This is a genomic window from Rossellomorea sp. YZS02, assembly GCF_033963925.1.
In the GTDB taxonomy this organism is placed as follows: Bacteria; Bacillota; Bacilli; order Bacillales; family Bacillaceae_B; genus Rossellomorea.
Genome location: NZ_JAXBLY010000007.1, coordinates 73,765 through 94,736, shown reverse-complemented (window position 1 = coordinate 94,736; position 20,972 = coordinate 73,765). Strand labels below are relative to the sequence as shown.

General features: G+C 41.0%; 18 protein-coding genes. 13 read left to right on the top strand and 5 right to left on the bottom strand.

Annotated elements, in window-relative coordinates:
* Nucleotides 1–58 precede the first annotated feature (58 nt).
* The 4 genes from tyrS to SLH55_RS08880 all read left to right on the top strand — a co-directional run bounded on the left by tyrS (nt 59) and on the right by SLH55_RS08880 (nt 4,306).
* Nucleotides 59–1,309, top strand: coding sequence for a tyrosine--tRNA ligase (gene tyrS, locus SLH55_RS08895; RefSeq protein WP_219169334.1), 1,251 nt, complete (start codon nt 59–61; stop codon nt 1,307–1,309).
* 69 nt (nt 1,310–1,378) lie between these two features.
* On the top strand, nt 1,379–2,383 hold the full coding sequence (locus SLH55_RS08890) for a serine hydrolase (RefSeq protein ID WP_320323242.1): 1,005 nt from the start codon (nt 1,379–1,381) through the stop codon (nt 2,381–2,383).
* A gap of 14 nt (nt 2,384–2,397) precedes the next feature.
* Nucleotides 2,398–3,357 (top strand): GNAT family N-acetyltransferase, encoded by a 960-nt coding sequence (locus SLH55_RS08885; RefSeq protein ID WP_320323241.1) that lies wholly within the window; start codon nt 2,398–2,400, stop codon nt 3,355–3,357.
* A 73-nt stretch (nt 3,358–3,430) separates the two neighbouring features.
* Nucleotides 3,431–4,306: a ferritin family protein gene (locus tag SLH55_RS08880; RefSeq protein WP_320323240.1), complete on the top strand. Its 876-nt coding sequence runs from the start codon at nt 3,431–3,433 to the stop codon at nt 4,304–4,306.
* A 65-nt stretch (nt 4,307–4,371) separates the two neighbouring features.
* Here the strand turns inward: SLH55_RS08880 and SLH55_RS08875 are convergent, their stop codons facing one another.
* Nucleotides 4,372–5,079 carry a DUF421 domain-containing protein gene (locus SLH55_RS08875; RefSeq protein ID WP_320323239.1) on the bottom strand — a complete coding sequence of 236 codons (708 nt, stop codon included), beginning with the start codon at nt 5,077–5,079 and terminating at the stop codon, nt 4,372–4,374.
* Between the two features lie 169 nt (nt 5,080–5,248).
* The gene (locus SLH55_RS08870; protein WP_219168689.1) at nt 5,249–5,866 is read right to left on the bottom strand and encodes an acetate uptake transporter; all 618 of its coding nucleotides are present in this window, start codon (nt 5,864–5,866) and stop codon (nt 5,249–5,251) included.
* Nucleotides 5,867–6,205: 339 nt separating this feature from the next.
* Here SLH55_RS08870 and SLH55_RS23230 point away from each other — a divergent pair, with 339 nt between their 5' ends.
* From SLH55_RS23230 to SLH55_RS08830, 9 genes are all read left to right on the top strand, one after another.
* Nucleotides 6,206–6,286, top strand: a complete 81-nt coding sequence (locus tag SLH55_RS23230) for a putative holin-like toxin (protein WP_226674494.1) — start codon at nt 6,206–6,208, stop codon at nt 6,284–6,286.
* 218 nt (nt 6,287–6,504) lie between these two features.
* Nucleotides 6,505–9,669, top strand: a complete 3,165-nt coding sequence (locus SLH55_RS08865; protein ID WP_320323238.1) for a DEAD/DEAH box helicase — start codon at nt 6,505–6,507, stop codon at nt 9,667–9,669.
* Nucleotides 9,670–9,777: 108 nt separating this feature from the next.
* A complete protein-coding gene (gene mgtE, locus SLH55_RS08860) occupies nt 9,778–11,136 on the top strand; it encodes a magnesium transporter (RefSeq protein WP_320323237.1) in 1,359 nt (452 codons plus the stop codon).
* Nucleotides 11,137–11,267: 131 nt separating this feature from the next.
* A complete protein-coding gene (crcB, locus tag SLH55_RS08855; RefSeq protein WP_320323236.1) occupies nt 11,268–11,666 on the top strand; it encodes a fluoride efflux transporter CrcB in 399 nt (132 codons plus the stop codon).
* 5 nt (nt 11,667–11,671) lie between these two features.
* Nucleotides 11,672–12,025 (top strand): fluoride efflux transporter CrcB, encoded by a 354-nt coding sequence (gene crcB / locus SLH55_RS08850; protein ID WP_320323295.1) that lies wholly within the window; start codon nt 11,672–11,674, stop codon nt 12,023–12,025.
* 275 nt (nt 12,026–12,300) lie between these two features.
* Nucleotides 12,301–12,912 (top strand): TetR/AcrR family transcriptional regulator, encoded by a 612-nt coding sequence (locus SLH55_RS08845; RefSeq protein WP_320323294.1) that lies wholly within the window; start codon nt 12,301–12,303, stop codon nt 12,910–12,912.
* A gap of 18 nt (nt 12,913–12,930) precedes the next feature.
* Nucleotides 12,931–13,815, top strand: coding sequence for an ATP-binding cassette domain-containing protein (locus SLH55_RS08840; RefSeq protein ID WP_219168684.1), 885 nt, complete (start codon nt 12,931–12,933; stop codon nt 13,813–13,815).
* A 6-nt stretch (nt 13,816–13,821) separates the two neighbouring features.
* Nucleotides 13,822–14,613, top strand: coding sequence for an ABC transporter permease subunit (locus SLH55_RS08835; RefSeq protein ID WP_320323235.1), 792 nt, complete (start codon nt 13,822–13,824; stop codon nt 14,611–14,613).
* Between the two features lie 14 nt (nt 14,614–14,627).
* Nucleotides 14,628–15,422, top strand: coding sequence for an ABC transporter permease subunit (locus SLH55_RS08830; protein ID WP_320323234.1), 795 nt, complete (start codon nt 14,628–14,630; stop codon nt 15,420–15,422).
* 116 nt (nt 15,423–15,538) lie between these two features.
* On the opposite strand, the gene SLH55_RS08825 is transcribed toward SLH55_RS08830, so the two are convergent.
* From SLH55_RS08825 to SLH55_RS08815, 3 genes are all read right to left on the bottom strand, one after another.
* Entirely contained in the window at nt 15,539–16,033 is a 495-nt protein-coding gene (locus SLH55_RS08825) for a DinB family protein (RefSeq protein WP_320323233.1), read from the bottom strand.
* A gap of 150 nt (nt 16,034–16,183) precedes the next feature.
* Nucleotides 16,184–17,620, bottom strand: coding sequence for an MDR family MFS transporter (locus SLH55_RS08820; protein ID WP_320323232.1), 1,437 nt, complete (start codon nt 17,618–17,620; stop codon nt 16,184–16,186).
* 194 nt (nt 17,621–17,814) lie between these two features.
* A complete protein-coding gene (locus SLH55_RS08815) occupies nt 17,815–20,874 on the bottom strand; it encodes an efflux RND transporter permease subunit (RefSeq protein WP_320323231.1) in 3,060 nt (1,019 codons plus the stop codon).
* Nucleotides 20,875–20,972: the final 98 nt, after the last annotated feature.

The window sequence follows — 20,972 nt, the reverse complement described above, 5'->3', positions numbered from 1 at the left end:
AAGCGATGAGAAGAATGTTACAGAGAGTACGAAATCAGCCAAAAAAGGAGAATTGATGATGGATCACAAATGGAAATCCCTATCAGAAGTTCAGCAGCTCGAAGTTGAAAGGCAGCTGGCTCAATATAGAAATGGAGTGCATGAAATCATTCCAGAAGCAGAGTTAAAACAGAAACTGGTGAAGTCAATTTCAACCGGTAAGCCGTTAAAAATCAAGCTGGGTCTGGATCCTACTGCCCCTGATGTTCACATCGGTCACACGGTTGTTTTGAATAAATTAAGACAGTTTCAGGAAAACGGGCATATCGTTCAGCTTATTATCGGGGATTTCACGGGGAAAATCGGGGATCCGACCGGGAAGTCAGTTGCAAGAAAGCAACTGACAAATGAAGAAGTTAAGAGAAATGCAGAGACCTACTTTAAACAGTTCGGCAAAGTTCTCGACAAAGAGAAGGTGGAGCTCCATTATAATTCAAGCTGGCTGTCAGCCCTTGATCTAGAAGCTGTCATTCATTTATCTTCAAAGATCACGGTCGCGAGGTTGATTGAACGAAATGATTTCTCCAACAGGTTATCCGAAGGGAAGCCAATCTCGCTTCATGAGCTTTTTTATCCTTTGATGCAGGGATATGATTCCGTCGCACTTGAAAGCGATATAGAGCTAGGAGGGACGGACCAGCAGTTTAATGTACTGATGGGAAGGCATCTTCAGGAACATTATAGCCAGGAAAAACAGGTTGTCATTTTGCTTCCTTTACTTGAAGGTCTAGACGGAGTGGAGAAAATGTCAAAATCCAAACATAATTACATTGGAATCGATGAAGATCCCAATCAAATGTTCGGCAAGACGATGTCGATTCCTGATGAGTTAATAGTTAAATACTTTAATCTCATAACAGATCTATCAATAGAAGAGAAGGAAAAGGTCGCCAATGAAATAAGTGAGGGCTCCCTGCACCCGATGGATGCCAAAATTCTTTTAGGGAAAACGATTGTGAGAATGTATCACGGTAAAGAGTCTGCAGAACAAGCTGAGAAACAATTCAAGGAGGTTTTCCAAAAAGGGGAAATTCCCGGTGATATTCCGGTAAAAGAATGGCATGGTGAAGGGAAAATATCCATCGTCGATCTACTAGTTTCCTTACAAATGCAAAGTTCAAAAAGTGAAGCCCGCCGGATGATCCAAAATGGGGGAATCAGGGTCGACGGGGAAAAGGTGCTGAATGTGCAGGAGGAAATCACAATTGCAGATGGGATGGTTGTGCAAGTGGGAAAGAGAAAATTCAAGCGTTTGAAATTGGTGCATTAAAGCATGATACCCCTTGCCAGATAAACAATTCTAGATGGCCCCATTGACTATTAAGGAGCGAAGGAAGATATGAAACAATTATCAACCATAATTCAAGAACATGCAGAAAAAAGTGATTTTTCAGGGACGGTAATGGTAAAGAAAAATGGGGAAGTTCTCGTAGCCTCTGCATTTGGATATTCTGATCGCAGTGCACGACGTGAAAACAATATAGATACTCGATACGGTATTGCGTCCGGGTGTAAATTGTTTACGGCAGTGGCAATCTGTCAGCTTGTAGAAAAGGGGATTCTGAGTTTTCATACACCGATAAAAGAATGCCTGTCCATTTCATTTCCACATTTCGATGATCGTGTTACCATCCAACACTTGTTGACACATACATCCGGGATTCCAGATTATTTTGATGAAGAAGTGATGAATGACTTCGAGGATTTATGGAAGGAAACGCCCATGTATCTCATTCAGAAAGGAGAGGATTTTTTACCTTTCTTTCAGGATTCACCTATGAAATCTCATCCTGGTGAGACGTTTCATTATAATAATGCCGGTTATATCATACTTGGATTGGTTATCGAGAATCTTTCAGGGTTGACGGTTCAAGAGTACATCGTGAAAAACATTTTCACGCCGGCATCTATGAACGCTTCCGGGTATTTTCGCCTTGATCGGTTACCGGGTAATACGGCCAACGGCTACATTGAAGAAAGTGAAAACTCCTGGAGAACGAATATCTATTCCATTCCCATCCAGGGCGGGGCAGATGGAGGAGCATATGTGACGGGTCCAGATATGATCTCGTTTTGGGAAGCTCTCTTGTCCGATAAGCTTTTGAAAAATGAGAATACTGTGAGAATAACTGAACCGCATGTAAATGTGAAGGAAGGTGTGGACTACGGTTATGGAATGTGGTTGAACCTACCCGATAAGCATCATGTGATGGGCTATGATCCAGGGGTGAGTTTTCATTCTGCCCATTACATGGAAAAAGATCTAAAAGTAGCAGTATTATCAAATAAAGGTTCAGGTGCATTTGAGATTTATAAGTTGATAGAAAACTATATATACAGTTAAAAAGGGGCATGACAATGAGTACAGTGAAAATAGATCCTGCAAATATCGAGGACGCTTCTGTCCTTACTGCTGTCCAAAAAAAGGTGTTTGATGCAGAGAGAGTAAAATGGTTTCAAAATCAAACCGGAATCATTGATTACAATATCCAGCCCCCGGGCTATGATTCCATCGAAATGAATACGTATATGATAAGGGAATTGGATTATTACAAGGTCTTCTATGAAGATACCATCGTGGGTGGACTGATCGTTACCGTCGCAGGCAAACGCCGTGGACGGATCGACCGGATATTCATTGATCCTTTATATCAAGGGAGAGGAATTGGATCTCAAGTATTGAAAATCATGGAAGGAAATTATCCACATGTGGTGTCGTGGGAACTTGAGACGTCGAGCCTGCAACTGAGCAATCACACCTTCTATGAAAATTTGGGTTTTCAAAAGATATTCGAATCCCATGATGAATACTGCTATGAGAAAAAAATGAATGTAGAAACGGGTCCTCCAGTTATTCAAAGAGAAGTAACAATAGTGGATAGTAGTTTAAAAGACGTTGATCTCGCTGACACACATGTGGAACATTGCAGTTTGGAGAAGACCGAATTTTACGGAATTAACGGGAGTTTATCTACATTCAGCAACAGCAGAATGATGGGGGTGCAGTTTAGCAATTGTAATCTTACAGAATCCCGTTTTCAAAATATCAACTTTCAACGAGCACTATTGGCTGACCTCAATCTTTCACATAGCGAAATAGCTCATGTAGCTCTGGGCGGCGTTCATATTCATGACACACATCTTGGGGATGCAGGTGAACCATTGAGATTTGAGCGATGTGACCTTAAAAAGTCGAAGTTTCAAAACTGTAATTTAAAAAATGTTGACATTTCTGACTGTGATACATCCGGTATGATGATTGATGGGATCTTGGTGAAGGACTTATTGGAGGCTTACGCACAAAGAATGAAAAAGTGAAAATGATACAAACACCTATTTTTCGAGTAGTCATATCTTAGTATTGACTGGAAAAAAAGAGGTGAAGTTTAATATGAATCCATATCATTATTACCGGCAATTCAAACCGTTTAATCTGAATGGACACTCACGTGTGACCGAAAGTCACTCCTTAGTGGATGAGCTTCAAAAAGCTATCAATGGTGAGTACAGTGCGATAGCCTGTTATAAAAAGCTTGCAGATCTTGCTCCCACTGAGGAAGAAAGACTTCGAATCCTGGAAATCAGAAAAGATGAAAAACGTCATTTTAAAGCATTCAGCGCGATCTATGCAAATTTGACAGGAGTAGAGCCCAGTCCGATTTTGCAGGAAGGTTGTCCGGATGGATATAAAAGAGGACTTCAATTTGGCTTCAAGGATGAGCAGGAAACGGTTGATTTTTATCATGGCATTCGAGATGGAGTTCAGGATTCCTATATAAAGGAAACATTTTCACGAGCGGCAGAAGATGAGCAGAATCACGCTGTTTGGTTTCTGTATTATATAATGAAGAATAAAGGAAGAGGATACGCTTCGCGTCAAGGGAATTATGGAGCAAAGGGAGCACTTGCCGCCTCGACACTTACGGTTCCTCAAATGCTCGTTTATGCCATGCAGGACGAGTATCTTGCACAGGCTAGATATGATCGGATTATACAGAAATTTGGAAATGTTTCAACATTTATGAGGATTAAAGAAGCGGAGCTCCGCCATATCGCAGCACTCCAGACATTATTTCAGCGATATGGAATCCCGTTGCCACAGGATCAGTCCCAATCTTACGTGACGACACCGGATTCGATTAAAGATGCTTACGGAGCAGGGGTTCAGGGGGAAATCGATAATATTTCAATGTATGATACATTTCTGGCTTATTCACTTCCAGAGGATGTAGGTTTTGTTTTCACACAGCTGAGGAATGCATCATAGAATCATCTAGCTGCGTTTGAGAGAGGGTTGGCAAGATAAAAGAGTGCGTCCCAGGCGAAATTCACTTACTCGATATCAATAGGGGAGTGGATGTGGTCGTGAAACAAGTCGATAAAGAGAGTACCATCGCTGCTGACAACCCCGTAATATATTTCTCTAAGTGATAGTCCTCTGTAGCGGCATTCCTTATTCAACCACGCTTCACTGAATTTAGGGGTGAGGTTTTTTTTGATGATCTTTCCGTTCATGATCAGTTCAATTGGAAGCGGTGTGGAAGTCGGATCGGATAGTTGAAGATCCATTTTAGTAACGTGCTGGAAAGAATCTTTCTTTTTTACTGAGATTTGCCCGCTAACTTCCAATAGAGCATATTCAACCTCAGAAATGTCAAATACTCCTTTTTCACGCATTTGTTGATTTAAATCATCCAAGGTGAATTTCATTTTCTTCATATTATGTTCAAGCACTTTCCCTTTCTCGATCATAACCGTTGGAGTTCCTGAAATCCATCTTCGTACCCTCCTGCTTTGAGATGTTGTGATCAGCAGGAGATAGAATGAAATCACGAGGGCCATAAAGGAACCGAACATTTCAGTGAAATGAAGATGGGTATTGAATCCCATATTTGCAATCAGAGAACCAATCGTAATGGATAAGGCAAAACTATAATGGGTCTTATGCGAGTTAATATGTTTACCTATTATTAAGGTCACGAGAATCAACAATATAAAGCTGAGCAGCGTCCTCAATATGGATATAAGTACCCCTTCCATACTTAACACCCTTTTCTATGTAATCTATATTTTAGTATGGACAAATAGTTGATCTGTTATCTGTTTATTCTTTAACAGGATTCACCCCAATTTTGAAAAGGTAACAGAAAAATTTGAAAAGGTAACAGAAAAAGAAGAACTGGGCGATTTTATGTCGCCCAGTTCTTCTTTATTTAAATATACCGAATGGTTTTCCAACTGGGAGCGTTTCTTTCCCGAAGTGAGTATTCAATACACTGGCAGCTGAACCATAAAAGCTGAAAAGAGCGATGAATAACTCAGAGATGGCTGCCAATTTGTGGGTAGCCTCAGGAGCGATTCCCAGAGTTGAAAGGGATAATCCAATAAACAAGAAATCAATCAGTACAAATATAATAAATAAGACCTTATGCGTTTCCATGGCGCCTACCGTCATGAAAATGCTGAATATCAAATACCCGATATACGCGATCCCCAGCTGTTCAGGATCGACCGCGGCTGCTGCTTGTTCTCCGAATACCCCGAATGAAATCAACCAGGACGTACCGACTCCAAGCCAGAATAGTCCGAATGCCCCGAATGCTGTCATTCCAAACGTGTTATTGTGCTTGGCATCCCCGAAGCTTGCCATCAGTTGAGCAATTCCTCCAAGGAAAATGGCCCAAGGTAATATGAACGAAACGCCGTCTGTCCAGCCTAATTTTGCCGAAGAAGCTACAAGGGTAACCATAGCCAGTCCGAAAAGTCCGAGAGCGGATGGATCGGCTGTCGCCATTTGAACCCGTTGGGTGTTTTGTGTGTGATTCATGTTGATGATACCTCCTATTAAACATACTTGACTAATTTACATGGAAAAGTCACGGTATGCAATAGAAAAAATGATGTAAGCGAAACTTTCATAAATTTATCGTTCTGCTGTTGTGTAGCATATGGCATTTTATGTTTCGTAGATAAAAATCTCCCAGGATATTTCATTATTCCGTATGTGAAAATAGCCAAAAATCCCGTGTGATCTCTCAAAAGACCACACGGGATTTTTGTATTTCCAAGGCACATGCAATTCACAACAAAAAAACGCATGAATTGAGTGAATCCTACATACATATCAAATGGGGACAAATAATTCTCCCGAAAGGAGGTGGAAATAATGGAGCAATACTATATTTTCATGCTTATGTTCCAAGCAGGAAGCTTCATCCTTTCGTTATTGAATCATATTGAAAAGTAGAGAACTAGGATATTTTCCGTACTATGACTGGCCTCATAGTGCGGTTTTTTTCTGTAGGATTCCATTCCCTTTATTTTATGACGATCATCCCGGAATTATACGTTTCTATTAAAATAGTAATACCGTCTCATTATTTCTAATTTCCCGCTTTGTTGTTATGATAAGTGTGAACAGGGGTTTAACCAAACCTGAAGATACTCATGGAAGGAACAGGTATTTTGAACGTTATACACCAAAAACTCATTAAAGATCGATGCGGTACCGTTTCTTACAAACGGGGAGAAGCGTATTACCGATCGAATAAAGTGAAAATAGAAGAATCGACAAACGACTATTATAAAGCGACAGTCATGGGGGAAGAAGATTTCCACGTTACCATTCAAGAGGATGCAGGGGGTGAAATTGAAGCTGAATGCAGTTGTCCAAAGCTTGCATCATTTGATAAAGACTGTCAACATATTGCAGCTGTCTTTATGGCGATTCAACATCAGCAGAAAAGCACAAGACCTTCTGAGGATAGCATCACTGAGGACTTTTTCACCCTTTTTCAAGAAGATTCCTTTCGAAAAACGGGTAAGCTGCGTCATTTTGAAAACAGACAGGTCCTGCAATGTGAATTCCTTATTCGGCCACTAATCCTTCTGAGCGGGGAAGAGGTGATCGCAATCGACATCACCATACAGAATATTAAGGTGCATGGGGTCCGTCCTTTTCTCTATAGCTTAAACGAAGGGAAACCGTTTCATATTTCAGACTCCTTACTATTCAATCAAGAGTTTCATTGCTTTGAAAATGCAACGGATGCTGTCATTCAACATCTTGTGACCTTATCAACAAATGCATCAAATGACAGTTACGACAGTTTGATTATTCCTCCATCGTCCTGGGAGCAGCTATTACCACTTTTGCTAAGAAGTGAAAATGTGAAAATACTCCAAAGTGATGGGGGCTTGGTGGAAATCATGGAAAGGGCACTCCCTCTTCCGTTAATATTCGACTTTACGCTGGATGAAGGGGGCGGTTTCCAATTAGGTATTTCAGGACTAAGGAACATGATCATCTTGAATCAGTATCAAGTGGTCATACATGATGGGGCAGTTACACAGCTTGAAAGCATGGACGTTAAACGACTTACTGAATTAAAGAGACTCCTGAATAGATCAGGAAACGAATACATCCCGATTCCCCAATCACAGATTGGCTTTTTCCTCGATAAAGTTGCTGTAGGTCTAAAGAAATTAGGTGTGGTGAAACTTTCAGAAGACATAGCCCGGAGGTTGGATACGGCCCCCCTTGTGGCGAAATTGTATCTCGACCGGGTTAAAAATCGTCTATTAGCGGGACTTGAATTTCATTATGACGGAGTGGTCATTCATCCTCTTGAAAATAGGGAGACTCCTTCAGGATCACTTATCATCCGTGATGTGGAGAAGGAAGACCGAATCCTCGAATGGATGGAGGAGTTTTCGTTCGGGAAAACAGAAGGGGGATACTTTTTACATAATGAGGATTTAGAGTATGAATTCTTAACCTATGGGGTGACGAAGATCCAGCAACATGTTCAAATCTTTGCCACCACCGCTGTCAGGAATAGGGTATCCAAAGGCAATCATACGCCGAAAATCCGGGTGAAAGTGAAAAAGGAACGAATGAACTGGTTGGAATTTTCATTTGAAATGGATGGTATACCAGACAATCAGGTGATGGGAATTCTCGAAGCATTGGAAGAAAAAAGGAAATATTACAGGCTGAAAAACGGTTCACTGCTGTCACTTGAATCAAAGGAATTCCAAGAAATCCAGCGGTTCCTTAATACCTCACAAGCCGAGAAGAATGATCTTGCGAAGGGGCTGGAGCTCCCACTGTATCAAAGTCTGGATTTGCTCGATTCTGTAGATGGAGTACAAACATTCATTATGGAAAACTCCTTTAAAGAATGCTTCCGGCACCTCATGGATCCCGATAGTAGAAAGATTTCAATTCCTTCTTCTATGGATTCACTGCTGAGAGGTTACCAGAAAACCGGCTATCGCTGGATGAAGACTCTTTCCCATTATGGAATGGGAGGGATTTTGGCAGATGACATGGGGCTGGGAAAAACGGTACAGAGTATTACCTTTATCCTTTCTGAACTTGATGATATCAGATCTAGGAAGTTCCCAGTTCTCATAGTGTGTCCTTCATCCCTTACCTATAACTGGAAAAAAGAATGTGTGAAATTTGCTCCCGACATACAGACTCTCATCCTGGATGGGAACCAAGTGGAACGAAGGAAAAAACAAAAGGAAATGAAGGATGTTGATGTGATTATTACATCTTATCCTTTACTTCGCAGCGACAGTAAATGGTTTGAACTTCAAAAATTCCATACTGTCTTTTTCGATGAAGCACAAGCATTTAAAAATCCAGTCACCAAAACAGCCAGAAGCGTTAAGAGGATACAAGCTGAAAATCGCTTTGCATTGACGGGAACCCCTGTGGAGAACTCCCTTGAGGAGCTTTGGTCCATATTCCACGTTGTTTTTCCTGACTTATTCCGTGGCCTAAAGGATTACAGCCGCCTGACAAAAAAAGACATTTCGAAGAGAATCAGACCGTTTGTTCTTCGCAGATTAAAAGAGGATGTTTTGGCTGAGCTTCCCGGCAAAGAGGAATTCATCGAATCCATAGAGCTGCTTCCTCAGCAGAAAGAGCTGTACGCGGCCTATCTCGCGAAGCTGAGGCATGACACAATGAAGCATTTGGATAAAAATACGTTAAGAAAGAACAAAATAAAGATTCTCGCAGGCTTGACCAGGTTGAGGCAAATCTGCTGCCACCCGGGGTTATTTGTAGATGGCTATCAAGGTACCTCAGGGAAATTCATGCATCTCATGGACTTGCTTGAGGAATCCAGATTATCAGGAAGACGCGTCCTGGTGTTTTCACAATTCACAAAAATGCTTGAAATGGTGGCAAGCGAGCTTTCAGGGAAAGGACAGTCCTACTTCTATTTAAATGGAAACACTCCATCTGAAGATAGGATCATGATGTGTGATCGATTCAATCATGGTGAGCGGAACGTTTTTCTCATATCTTTAAAGGCAGGGGGAACGGGGCTGAATTTAACAAGTGCCGATACGGTCATTCTCTACGATACGTGGTGGAATCCCGCCGTAGAAGAACAGGCAGCGGATCGTGCACACCGGATGGGACAGAAAAATACGGTGCAGGTGATCAAGCTCATTGCCAAAGGAACAATCGAGGAGAAGATGAACGAGCTTCAGGATAAAAAACGCCATTTGATCCAGGAAGTCATGAGTCCGAATGAAAACGTCGTACAAACCTTAACCGAGGATGAATTAAAGGAAATATTATCTATAGATGAGCAAAGAGTGGAATAGTAGTAGAATTTATACATGCTTTAGGAGATACTATCAGGGGGAAGCTACTCCATCGGGTATCTCCCTATTGCGCACATTTAAAGAGAAATCATCATAAGGAGTAAGCATATGACATTAGCCATTACGGAAAATGAAATCACTCTTGCCATTATCCAAAGCTTGAAAGATGGTAAGAAAGACGTTTTCTTAAATATCATTGAAGAGCTGCAGCCTTATGATATAGCTCATCAATATTTACATATTCCATCCAAGCATCGTAATAAATTTCTATTGTATTTACCACTGGAACAATTAACGGAATTCATCCAGGAGATTGGAAGGGAAGATCAGTTAATCGTATTGGAAAAATTGGGGATCGAAAAGTCTACTAAGGTCCTCGATTTGATGGAAAATGACAATCTGGCGACGTTACTGACAGACTTGGAACCTGAAAAGATAGAGGAAATCTTGTCTGAGATGAACCAGGCAGAATCACAGGTGGTCCAGAATCTCATGACCTATCAGCCGGAAACGGCCGGTCGTATCATGAACAACCGCTATGTCTGGATTCCTAAACATTACAGTGTTCGCGAAGCGGTGGATAAGCTCAAGCATTTTGCTGAATTGGCCGAATATCTAAACTATCTGTATGTCATTGACGAAGATAAAAAACTGATAGGGGTCATTTCCTATAAGGATTTATTACTTAGTGAGTTATTCGATAAAATAGAAGATATCATGTACAGCCGGGTTGTAAAAGTGGATGTGCACACCGACCAGGAAGAAGTGGCAAAATTGATCAGCCGTTACGACTTCATCACGCTTCCAGTCATTGAAGAAGATGGCAGACTCGTTGGAGTCATAACCGTCGATGATATCATTGATGTCGTCATTCAAGAAGCTAATGAAGATATCGAAAAACTGTCTGCCTCTGGGAAGTCCATCGACTTTACGACCAAACCATTCGTGGCTGCCTATCGCCGTCTCCCTTGGCTCATTTTGTTATTATTCATTGGTCTTGTTTCAGGAAGTATCATAGACAGATTCTCTGCAACGCTGGAACAAGTGGTGGCCCTCACCTTTTTCATGCCCATGATTGCGGGTATGACAGGAAATACAGGCACTCAATCACTGGCTGTAGTCGTCAGGGGACTTGTTTCCCACGACCTTGATGCGAAACAAGTCGTGCAGCTGATCTTCCGTGAATTATGGGTTGGTATCATCATCGGTGTCACTTGTGCGGTCATGATTGCTCTAATCGCATTTATATGGTTGGGAAATATGGTCCTGGGGTTTGTGGTGGGAAGTTCTTTACTGATCACTTTGATCATCGGGACATTGGCAGGAACCATCATCCCGCTTATTCTGTATAAGTTCAACGTCGATCCTGCGGTAGCTTCAGGTCCCTTGATTACCACGATCAATGATATTCTTTCCCTCCTTATCTATTTTGGGATTGCCACAATGTTTATAACGAAATTAATGTAAGATAATCGGCGTGAAATACGCTTATTGCGCATCAAGTTTGCTTTTCTACTATAAAGTAGATGGCTCCTACTGATGCATTCGTATAGGCGGGAGTCTCTTTCATTAACAATAAGATCTTATGAGGTGGAAACATGGTTTACATATTCGTTGGGGCTGCCGGAATGGTGGGGGCTTTGTTACGATACTATATAGGAATATTTACCGGGGATTGGTGGAACCATACGTTCCCGTTGGGGACTTTTTTGGCAAATATGATCGGGAGCTTTACATTGGGGTTGTTGACCACCTATTTATTTCGGATAAAGAAGCTTCAACCGATGTTAGCAACTGCCATTGGAACGGGGTTGATCGGATCTTTCACTACGTTCTCCACATTCAGTGTGGAAACCGTTAATCTTCTTTCCCATTCACACTTTTTTATGGCACTCCTTTATTTAGTCGGTAGTGCGTCCGGTGGCTTGATCATGTCATGGGCGGGCTATAAAATAGGAACGGATAAATTCACCCAGTACAAGCAGAAGGGGGCTTAAAGATGATCGTAAATGGAATGTTGGTGGCATTCGGTGCGTTCTTTGGAGCCATTGCCCGCTTCTGGATCAGCCGTATATTTAAAAAGTACAGTATGTTTGATTTTCCATATGCCACATTAAGTGTAAATCTGCTTGGATCATTTCTACTGGGTTATGTAATGGGAGTCGGTATCAGCGAAAATGGTGTTTTGTTACTGGGAACAGGATTTCTAGGTTCTTTCACAACATTTTCGACTTTTAAACTGGAAAACATCCAACTTTTTGTTCAAAAAAGATGGAAACCTCTTATTTCTTATCTTGTAATTAGTTATACTTTTGGCATTTTATTCGCTTTTTTCGGAATGATAGCAGGTAGATAATAATAATTCATAAGCATTAGTTGCAACCGCAATCAAATAGAACATACATAAAAGCTCAGGGCGAACCTGAGCTTTTATCATTCATCTATCTTCACTTGGATTATTGCGGTTTGTTTCATTAAGGAGAATGAATATGATGGAGTTTTGTTCAGCATAGTATCAAGAACCATTATAGAAAAATAATATTGACCATAGTGGTCAAAAAGAGTAGAATGAAGTTGACCATGTTGGTCAATGAAATCCTTATTATAGGAGAGTGTAAAAGTTTGTTTAAAATGTTAAACATTGATTCTGAGAAGGAAGATCGAATCATTAACGCAGCAACACGGGTATTTTCCGAGAACGGTTATGAGAAAGCTTCTACGAATGCCATCGTGAAGGAAGCAAAAATATCCAAGGGAATCCTTTTTCATTATTTTAAGAGTAAGAAGGAATTGTACATCTCTCTGTACGAATACCTTTCAGAATTATTCACAGACAAAATTTACGATAAGGTCGACTGGAATGAGCATGATATATTCGTTACGATCCGCTCAGTTACATTGATAAAATTTGAACTATTTTCTGTATATCCTGATTTGATCAATTTCCTTACCAGTGCCTTTTCAGAAGAAGCTCCAGAGGTAAAAGACGATATTGAGAAATATAAAGAAAAGATGGTTCAGAGTAGTTTTGCGACATTATTTTCTAATATCGATACATCAAAATTCAAAGATGGAATCGATGTAAAAAAATCGATTCAAATCATTTATTGGACTTTTGAAGGCATCGCCAACCAACAACAGAAAAAAGCGAAGTCACTCTCGGTAGATAAAATCAATCAGCAGGAAGTTCTGGATGAGATCGACGCTTATATCCAATTGTTGAAGACCTCATTTTACAAATAGAAAAAGGGAGGATAAAAGATGAATGTGATTGAAATTCATTCACTGACTAAAACGTATGGGAAATCGAGGGGGATTGCTGATATCAGTTTTCACGTCGAAAAAGGGGAGATCTTTGGTTTTATCGGACCCAATGGAGCCGGTAAGTCAACGACAATCCGCACACTTCTATCACTCATTCATCCGACAAGCGGGAGTGCAACCATTTTTGGAAAAGACTGTATCGAATATGCGCCTGAAATTGCGAAGGAAGTTGGATACCTGCCATCTGAAGTATTTTACTATGACAATATGAAAGTAATGGATCTCCTGAAGTATTCTGCAAGCTTCTATAAAAAGGATTGCTCGAAAAGGATCAACGAATTGGCTGAAGTGTTAAACCTGGATTTAACGAAGAGGATTGACGATCTCTCACTTGGTAATAAAAAGAAGGTGGGAATCATTCAAGGACTATTGCATGAGCCGAAACTGATTATTTTGGATGAACCTACATCAGGACTTGATCCCCTAATGCAGCAAAAATTCTTTGAGCTGCTTAAAGCTGAAAACGAAAAAGGAGCGACCATCCTATTTTCATCCCATATTCTGAGTGAAGTTCAGCGTCTATGTGATAGAGTGGCGATTATTAAAGAAGGAAAGATTGTTCAGGTTGAGAAGATCAGCACATTAAAAGAAAACAATCATAAAAAGTTCAAAATTGAAATCAACGTTGAAATAGATCCTTCTTACTTTGAACTTGAGGGTGTAAATAACCTGGAAATGAAAGACAATCATGTAAGCTTCCTCTTTAGGGGAGATATAAACACTGTCATGAAGAAGATTGCCAATATTGATATTACGAATCTCTGGATCGAGGAGCCTGACTTAGAAGAAATCTTTATGCATTATTATGAAAAGGAGGCTTGATTCTTTATGAATATCTTCCTTTATGAACTGAAGGCTTATCGGAAGTCCACTCTGATATGGACCTTAGCACTCATCGCCCTGTTGATTTTATTCATGTCCATGTTCCCGTCCATATCTAGAGAAATAGACCAATTTAAAAAGCTTCTGGAAGGATTTCCGGAAGGTGTTCGAAAAGCATTGGGGATTCAAGTCGACACGATTGGGTCTCTTAACGGCTTTTATTCTTATATCTTTTTGTACATTACATTATGCGGTGCCATTCAAGCCATGAATCTTGGTATTTCGATCGGTTCAAAAGAAATCAGGGAAAAGACTGCTGATTTTCTTTTTACCAAGCCCGTCACACGCATGAAAATCCTTTCTTCTAAAGTCCTGGCAGCTCTGACTTCAATACTGCTCACGAATATCGTTTATATGATTTCGGCCATCACTGTTGCCAATATTGTCAAGGTGGAGGAGTTCAGTCTGGTTGTTTTCTTCTTGATTTCTCTTACACTCTTATTCACTCAATTGATCATGTTTGCAATTGGCATGATCATTGCGGTCGTATTTTCAAAAGTGAAATCGGTCATTTCGGTTTCTTTAGGTGTGGTATTCGCTTTCTTTTTAGTGGGGATGGTGGGAGCGGCGGAAGAAGCAACTCGTTATTTCACCCCATTTAAGTACTTCGATTACACGTATATTATGGATCACGAGAGTTATGAATGGACATTCCTGATCCTGGGACTGATTTTAATTGTTGTTTCCTTGATTACGAGTCTCTTTATTTATAATAAGAAGGATATTCATACGGTGTAGGAGGAGGGGAAAGTATGAACGTATATGTGAGAGAACTAAAGGCACATCGAAAGTCCCTCATCATCTGGTGCATAGGGATGATCGCTTTGATTGGATCAGGCATGGGGAAATATGCAGGTTATTCTTCTTCTGGTCAATCCATGAATGATTTGATGGCTGGAATGCCTAAATCTTTGCAAGCATTTCTAGGATTCGGTACGCTGGACCTGTCAACGGCCAGCGGATATTATGGGGTGCTCTTTCTTTATATTCTGTTAATGGCAACCATTCATGCAGCCATGATTGGTGCAACGATTATCTCCAAGGAAGAGAGGGATAAAACCGTTGAGTTTCTATTTGTCAAACCACTCAAGAGAAAGAATATCATAGGAATCAAGCTATTGGCTGCCCTGACTCAGGTCGGGATACTAACCTTGATTGCCGGGATATCCTCCCTGTTGTTTGTGGGTCATTACAGTGAGACTCCTATAGTAGGGGATATAGGAATCACCATGGCAGGAATGTTCATTTTGCAAGTACTCTTCTTAGTGATCGGAACAGCTATAGCCTCTTACAGTAAACAACCAGCTAAAGCAGCGTCATTCTCGACGGGAGTATTGTTATTCACCTTTATCCTTTCTTTTGCCATCGACTTGAGTGAAAAAATCGAAGGCTTGAAATACTTCACTCCATTCAAATATTTTGAAGCAAAGAATGTAATGTATGGGGGAGGATTGGAGTTCTTATTTGTAGGTATTTCACTTGTACTGATTGCAATTTTAGCATTTTCTACATTTGTTTTTTATAATAAACGTGATTTGAACGTTTAAAGGTCCGCTCATTCAATTTCATTTGGATGGGCTTTTTGTTTTGTCTGATTTTTTTCATCTACTGCGTGAAGAAGAAAGGATCTGTTACTTGTGAACAGATCCTTCCTTGAGTGATACTATAATTTTTTCTTCAAATCTTCAATTTGCTCTAGATGCCTTTTTTCATGATATCCGATAAATGGAATCCATTCATCTAACCGTATATGACCGAAGATGGGATGAGGATATGCTTTTCGTTGCAATTCTTCCTTGCTGGTTGTTTCTAGGAACGCAAGAAGATCTTTACGTGAAGCTGCCAGTTTACCTTTCATTTCTTGCAGGGTCATCTTCTCATCTGTTGGAACGACAAACGGGGGAGCGTCTACTTTGGTAGACCGATCGACCGTAAAGTGAACCGGCTTTGATTCCACCTCTTGCTCTTCACCTTTTTCTAACGTCAATTGAATCGTTTTCGTAAGGGATCTTTCCATCAAATAAAGATGATCCAACACTTGCATGATCGTCCAACGACCGGCTTCCAATTCTTCGTTTAATTGCTCATCGGTTAAATGATTTACACTATTCAGTACTTCAGAACGAATATCTTCTATGGTTTTAATCTCTTTCTCCATGACAAGTCCTCCTCTAATCTTCTCTAAAGACCATTCTACTCCTGGGAAAGAGTGACGTACAGCAATAGCCCTTTCGAGTCCCTTTTTCTTGTAAAAAAAAACGGAAAGCTCAAGTGTGCACTTAGCTTTCCGTTCGATAAATGTATTCGGTTAATTCTCCAGTTCGGTTTTTTCAAAATCCGGTGCAATCGCTTTACGTATAAATAATGAAATGAAGAATGCGATCGCCGCCAAGACAAGTGCAAACCAATAGGCATGATGAACCCCATAGGTCATGGCATTATGAAAAATACGTTCAGTTATCACACCTGACTGCCCTTCGATATACCCTGCCTGACTTTGAGTCATGATGCTGACAAAGATGGAGACACCGAGGGCACCTGCAACGGGCTGTAACGTATTGGCAATGGCGGTCCCGTGTGGGTAGAGGTGCTTGGGCAGCTCATTTAAACCGTTTGTCTGGGCAGGCATCATGATGGCTGAGATAGATAGCATCAGAATGATGTAGACGAGAACAAAAAGCCAAATAGGTGTCGCAGGGTTGATGAAACTAAAGAATATCATGACTCCCACCAAGGTTAATGTCCCTGGGATGATCAGTTTTCTAGGTCCGTATTTATCGAATAACGAACCCATCGTTGGAGACATTAGGCCATTCAATAGTGCGCCAGGGAGTAACAGCAGCCCAGCTGCTTTTGCTGAATATCCCAGAGGTCCCTGAAGATACATCGGCATCACGATTTCCGAAGCGAACATGGCCATGATGACGATGACGAAAATCGTCACACCTCTTGTATAGCTTTTATATTGGAATACGCGAACATCAAGGAGAGGTTCTTTAAGCTTTAATTGGCGCAGTACAAAGAGAACGACGCTTATGACAGAAACGGCAATGATCACAATGATCTTAACAGAAGTGAATACTGCTTCTTCTTCACCTGCAGCACTGAATCCGTAAACGATTCCTCCAATTCCTATGGATGAAAGGATGATCGAATACACATCGACACCAGGTCGAGTCACTTCGCCAACGTTTTGTAGATATTTCAGTGCAAATAAAATAGAAAACACAGCAAATGGAAGGACGGTGATGAACAACCATCTCCACCCAAGGAAATCAACGATAACGCCAGATAGAGTGGGTCCGATAGCCGGAGCGAACATGATGACCAATCCGAATGTACCCATGATTTTACCGCGCACTTCCGGTCGGTAGAGAAGCAGCAGGGCATTCATGATAACTGGGATCAGTAATCCTGTACCTACTGCCTGTATCATTCTTCCAGTAAGGAGCATGGGGAAATTTATGGCGCATGCTGCGATGATGGTCCCAAGAAGAAATACGCTCATGACCCCGATGAACATTTGTCGTGTAGTGAACCACTGGATCAACAGGGCAGAGATGGGCATCAACACACCCATAACCAGCATGAATCCTGTCGCAAGCCATTGAACTGTAGGAGCATCTACGTTAAATACCTGCATTAATTCCGTCAGGGCGATATTTAACAGAGTCTCATTTAATATAGCGAAAAAAGCACCTATCATAAAGGTTATGAGGATCGCTTTTGAATTAATAGTAGTCATGAAGTCCCTCCAAAAATATAAAAAATCTAGCACGTATCTATCATGCTTGATGCAGGAAAATATCACAAGAACAAAATTCATCTGTCACTTGATACTTAGTGACAAAAGTAAGGATTCCTATAATTTTTCCATTATAGGATTTGTTTAATCATTAAAATAAGGGGAGACCATGTCTCCCCTCGGGCTAATTCGTTTTAAGCTTCAACATTTCTTCTTCTGAATCGGTTAAAGACAAGATACATCATCGGGACAATGATCAGCGTTAATATAGCTGAAAAAAGAATACCCGATATTATCGTTACGGCTAGCGGAGTAAATAAGGCATCACCGCTTACTGCAACTGGAATAAGTGCCACAATAGAGGTGAGGGCTGTGAGAAGAATAGGACGCAATCGTGTACGACCAGATTCAATAACCGCTTCTTTCACACTCATGCCATTCTTAAGTCCTTGCTCAATAAATTCAATTAACACAACGGAATTCCTTACGACGATTCCAGTCAGAGAGACCATCCCCATCACGGCTAGGAAGCTGATAGGTGTCTGGGTTACAAACAATCCAAGGATTGCACCTGCTATCGCCAGATATACAGCAACCAGGACAAGGAATGGAAGAGATAAAGAATTGAATTGAAGGGCAATCAATAGATACACCAAGAATATGACAATGATAAACAATATGGTGATTTCTGCAAAGAAATCATTCTGCGCTTCGTTTTCCCCACCTAACGTGATGGAATAGTCTTGGTCATCAAGGTCATTCCGGACATCTTTTACAATTTCCTTTACATTTTCTTTATAATTCTCCTCGTCCCTTGGGAAGGCACGAATCGTTATGGCCCGTTCTCCATCCTTGTGAGGGATAAGTTGAAGTTCTTCTTTCTTCTCAGGAGTCACCAACTCATCAAGGGAGATCAGTTTAGGCGGACCTGCAGGACTTGTTGTTTGTGCAGGAACTTCCATTGATTGAAGATCGACTTCTCCATCTTTACTTTCTAAAAGGAGAGTCATATCGCGCTTTGTTACTCCATTGTCAAATGCCTTCATTGGTATGCCTTCTGTAGCTAATCGGAGCTGTTGGCTAACATCATTAACAGCTATTCCATATTCTTCTAGTTTTTCGCGGTTTGGAACATATTCTATCGTTGGTTCCATATCTCCTACATTATCAACGACCAAATCAGTATCCAAAGCATCTATTTTAGTCGAAATGACATCTCTAAGCTGTATTAATTGAGTAATATCAGGACCTGACACAGTAACCGTTACAGGAGCTCCTGCAGGTGGGCCTTGCTGGATTGTTTCCATGAATATCTTTGCTTCAGGATATTTTTTTCGTAATTTGTCCGTCCAATCATCGATCAACCCTTGGGCAGTCTGGTTCTTACGATCGACTCTTGCTACCAGTTGCCCTGTGTTCTGTCCGGAATTAGATAAAGAACTATTGAATAGATTCGGGAGTCCTGTACCTGCGAACGCTGAAGTTTCATAGACGCCATCATCCGTTTTTAAGAGCTCTTCTATTTCATGAAGAGTAGTGGATGTTTCTTCAATCGTTGTTCCAATAGGCAAGGTGACATCAACTGTTACCTCTTCCCGATCGGCTGATGGGAAGAATTCAAATGGTGTCAGGGCTATCAAACCAAATATGGCAGTCGTAAATACAAGGCCGATGGCTGATACGACAAATGGTCTTTTAGAAAACTTCGTTAAAATAGTATCTGCATAATAATCGGCGATTTTATTCAATGGTTTACCCAGTAATCCTGGAGCATCAGATACCTTTTTCTTCGTCTTACTATATAGTGAGTATCTCATAATCGGAACGAAGATCAGGGCAACGAGTGTAGAAGCAATGATCGTTGTAATCAAGACAGTCGGTAATGCTCTGATGAATGCACCGTTTCCACCTGACAAGAAAATGAGAGGCAGGAATGTAAACACAATGGCAAGAGAGGAAGTGACAATTGACACCCAGATCTCTTTCACTCCGGTTATGGCACCCATCAATGCTCCATCACCAAGTTTATATCGGCGTTGAATATTGTCGTTCACCACAATCGAGTCATCAACCAGGATACCGAGAGCAATGATGGCCCCTATAACGGAAATCTGATTTAAATCCACTCCTGCAAATGGTAGGGGAATCAATCCCATAAGCACGGAGATCGGAACAGCAAGTGCGACAACAAATGCACCAGAAACCGTCAGTCCAAGGGCTGTAGTCAAAATGACCGCAACAACGGAAATGGCAAGGGACTTAAATAATCCATCAAATATATTGGTTACGGTGGAAGCTTGGGAATAGTAGGGTACAAGCTTCACATCAGACGGAAGGGATTCTGACAGTTCCTCCACTTTATCACTCACTCTTTCATCAACCGATGGAATGTCTTCGCCCGGCTGGACGAATGCAGTGAATGAAACAGAAGGTTTGCCTTCAAAGGTTACAATGTCTTTAATTTCTTCGGGAGCTACCTTTATATTGGCAATGTCTTTAAGGAAAATCGATTCCCCCTGAAGGTTCTTTCCAACGAAGAGTTCGTTCATTTCATCTATAGTTGTAAAGTGGTCGACAGTTAGTTGCACCACTTCATTATCCATATCCTGCTTTCCAAGAGGTGTTGGATAATATTCATCATTAATGGCACTCATGATGGCTGAAGGATTGAGGCCAGAGGTTTTCAGTTCTTCCTGCTTAAGTTCGATTACGATTTCTTCTTCAGGAAGGCCTTTCACTGTAACGCTTGAGACCCCTGATAAATCCTCGACTTCTTCTTTCCATCTGGTAACTTCATCATCCATTTTGAGAAGTGATTCCTTATTATCACTGGTTAAGTTGTACGAAACGATAGGCATTTTGACGGTGGATTCATTTACTTCAGGATCAAACGCCTCTTCAGGGAAGGATGTTGAAGCATCTGAGACGGCTTGGCGCACATCGCCGAACACTTCCTTTTTGTCTTTGCCGTCTTCAACCTCTACAATGATGGTAGAGAAACCTGCTGCTGAAGAGGAGTTGATCTCCTTTATGCCGTCAATTGATTGTAGAGATGACTCAATGGGGTTGGTTATGCTCCTCTCAACTGAGTCAACCGTTGCACCAGGGTAGACGGTCGTTACTGTGCCGATGTTGACACTTGTTTCGGGAATCTCCCTTTGGGGTAATTGGATAAATGTGAATATCCCGATGATGACAAATAATATGACGAATATTAACACGATTTTCGAACGGTTTAGAATGGCTTTTAACATGGATGAATCCTCCTTAAAAAGATTTGACTTGTGGGTCATTCAATTTATTTGTAGAACAACAAAGTATTGATATGACAGTTATTTTAATAGTTGACTCA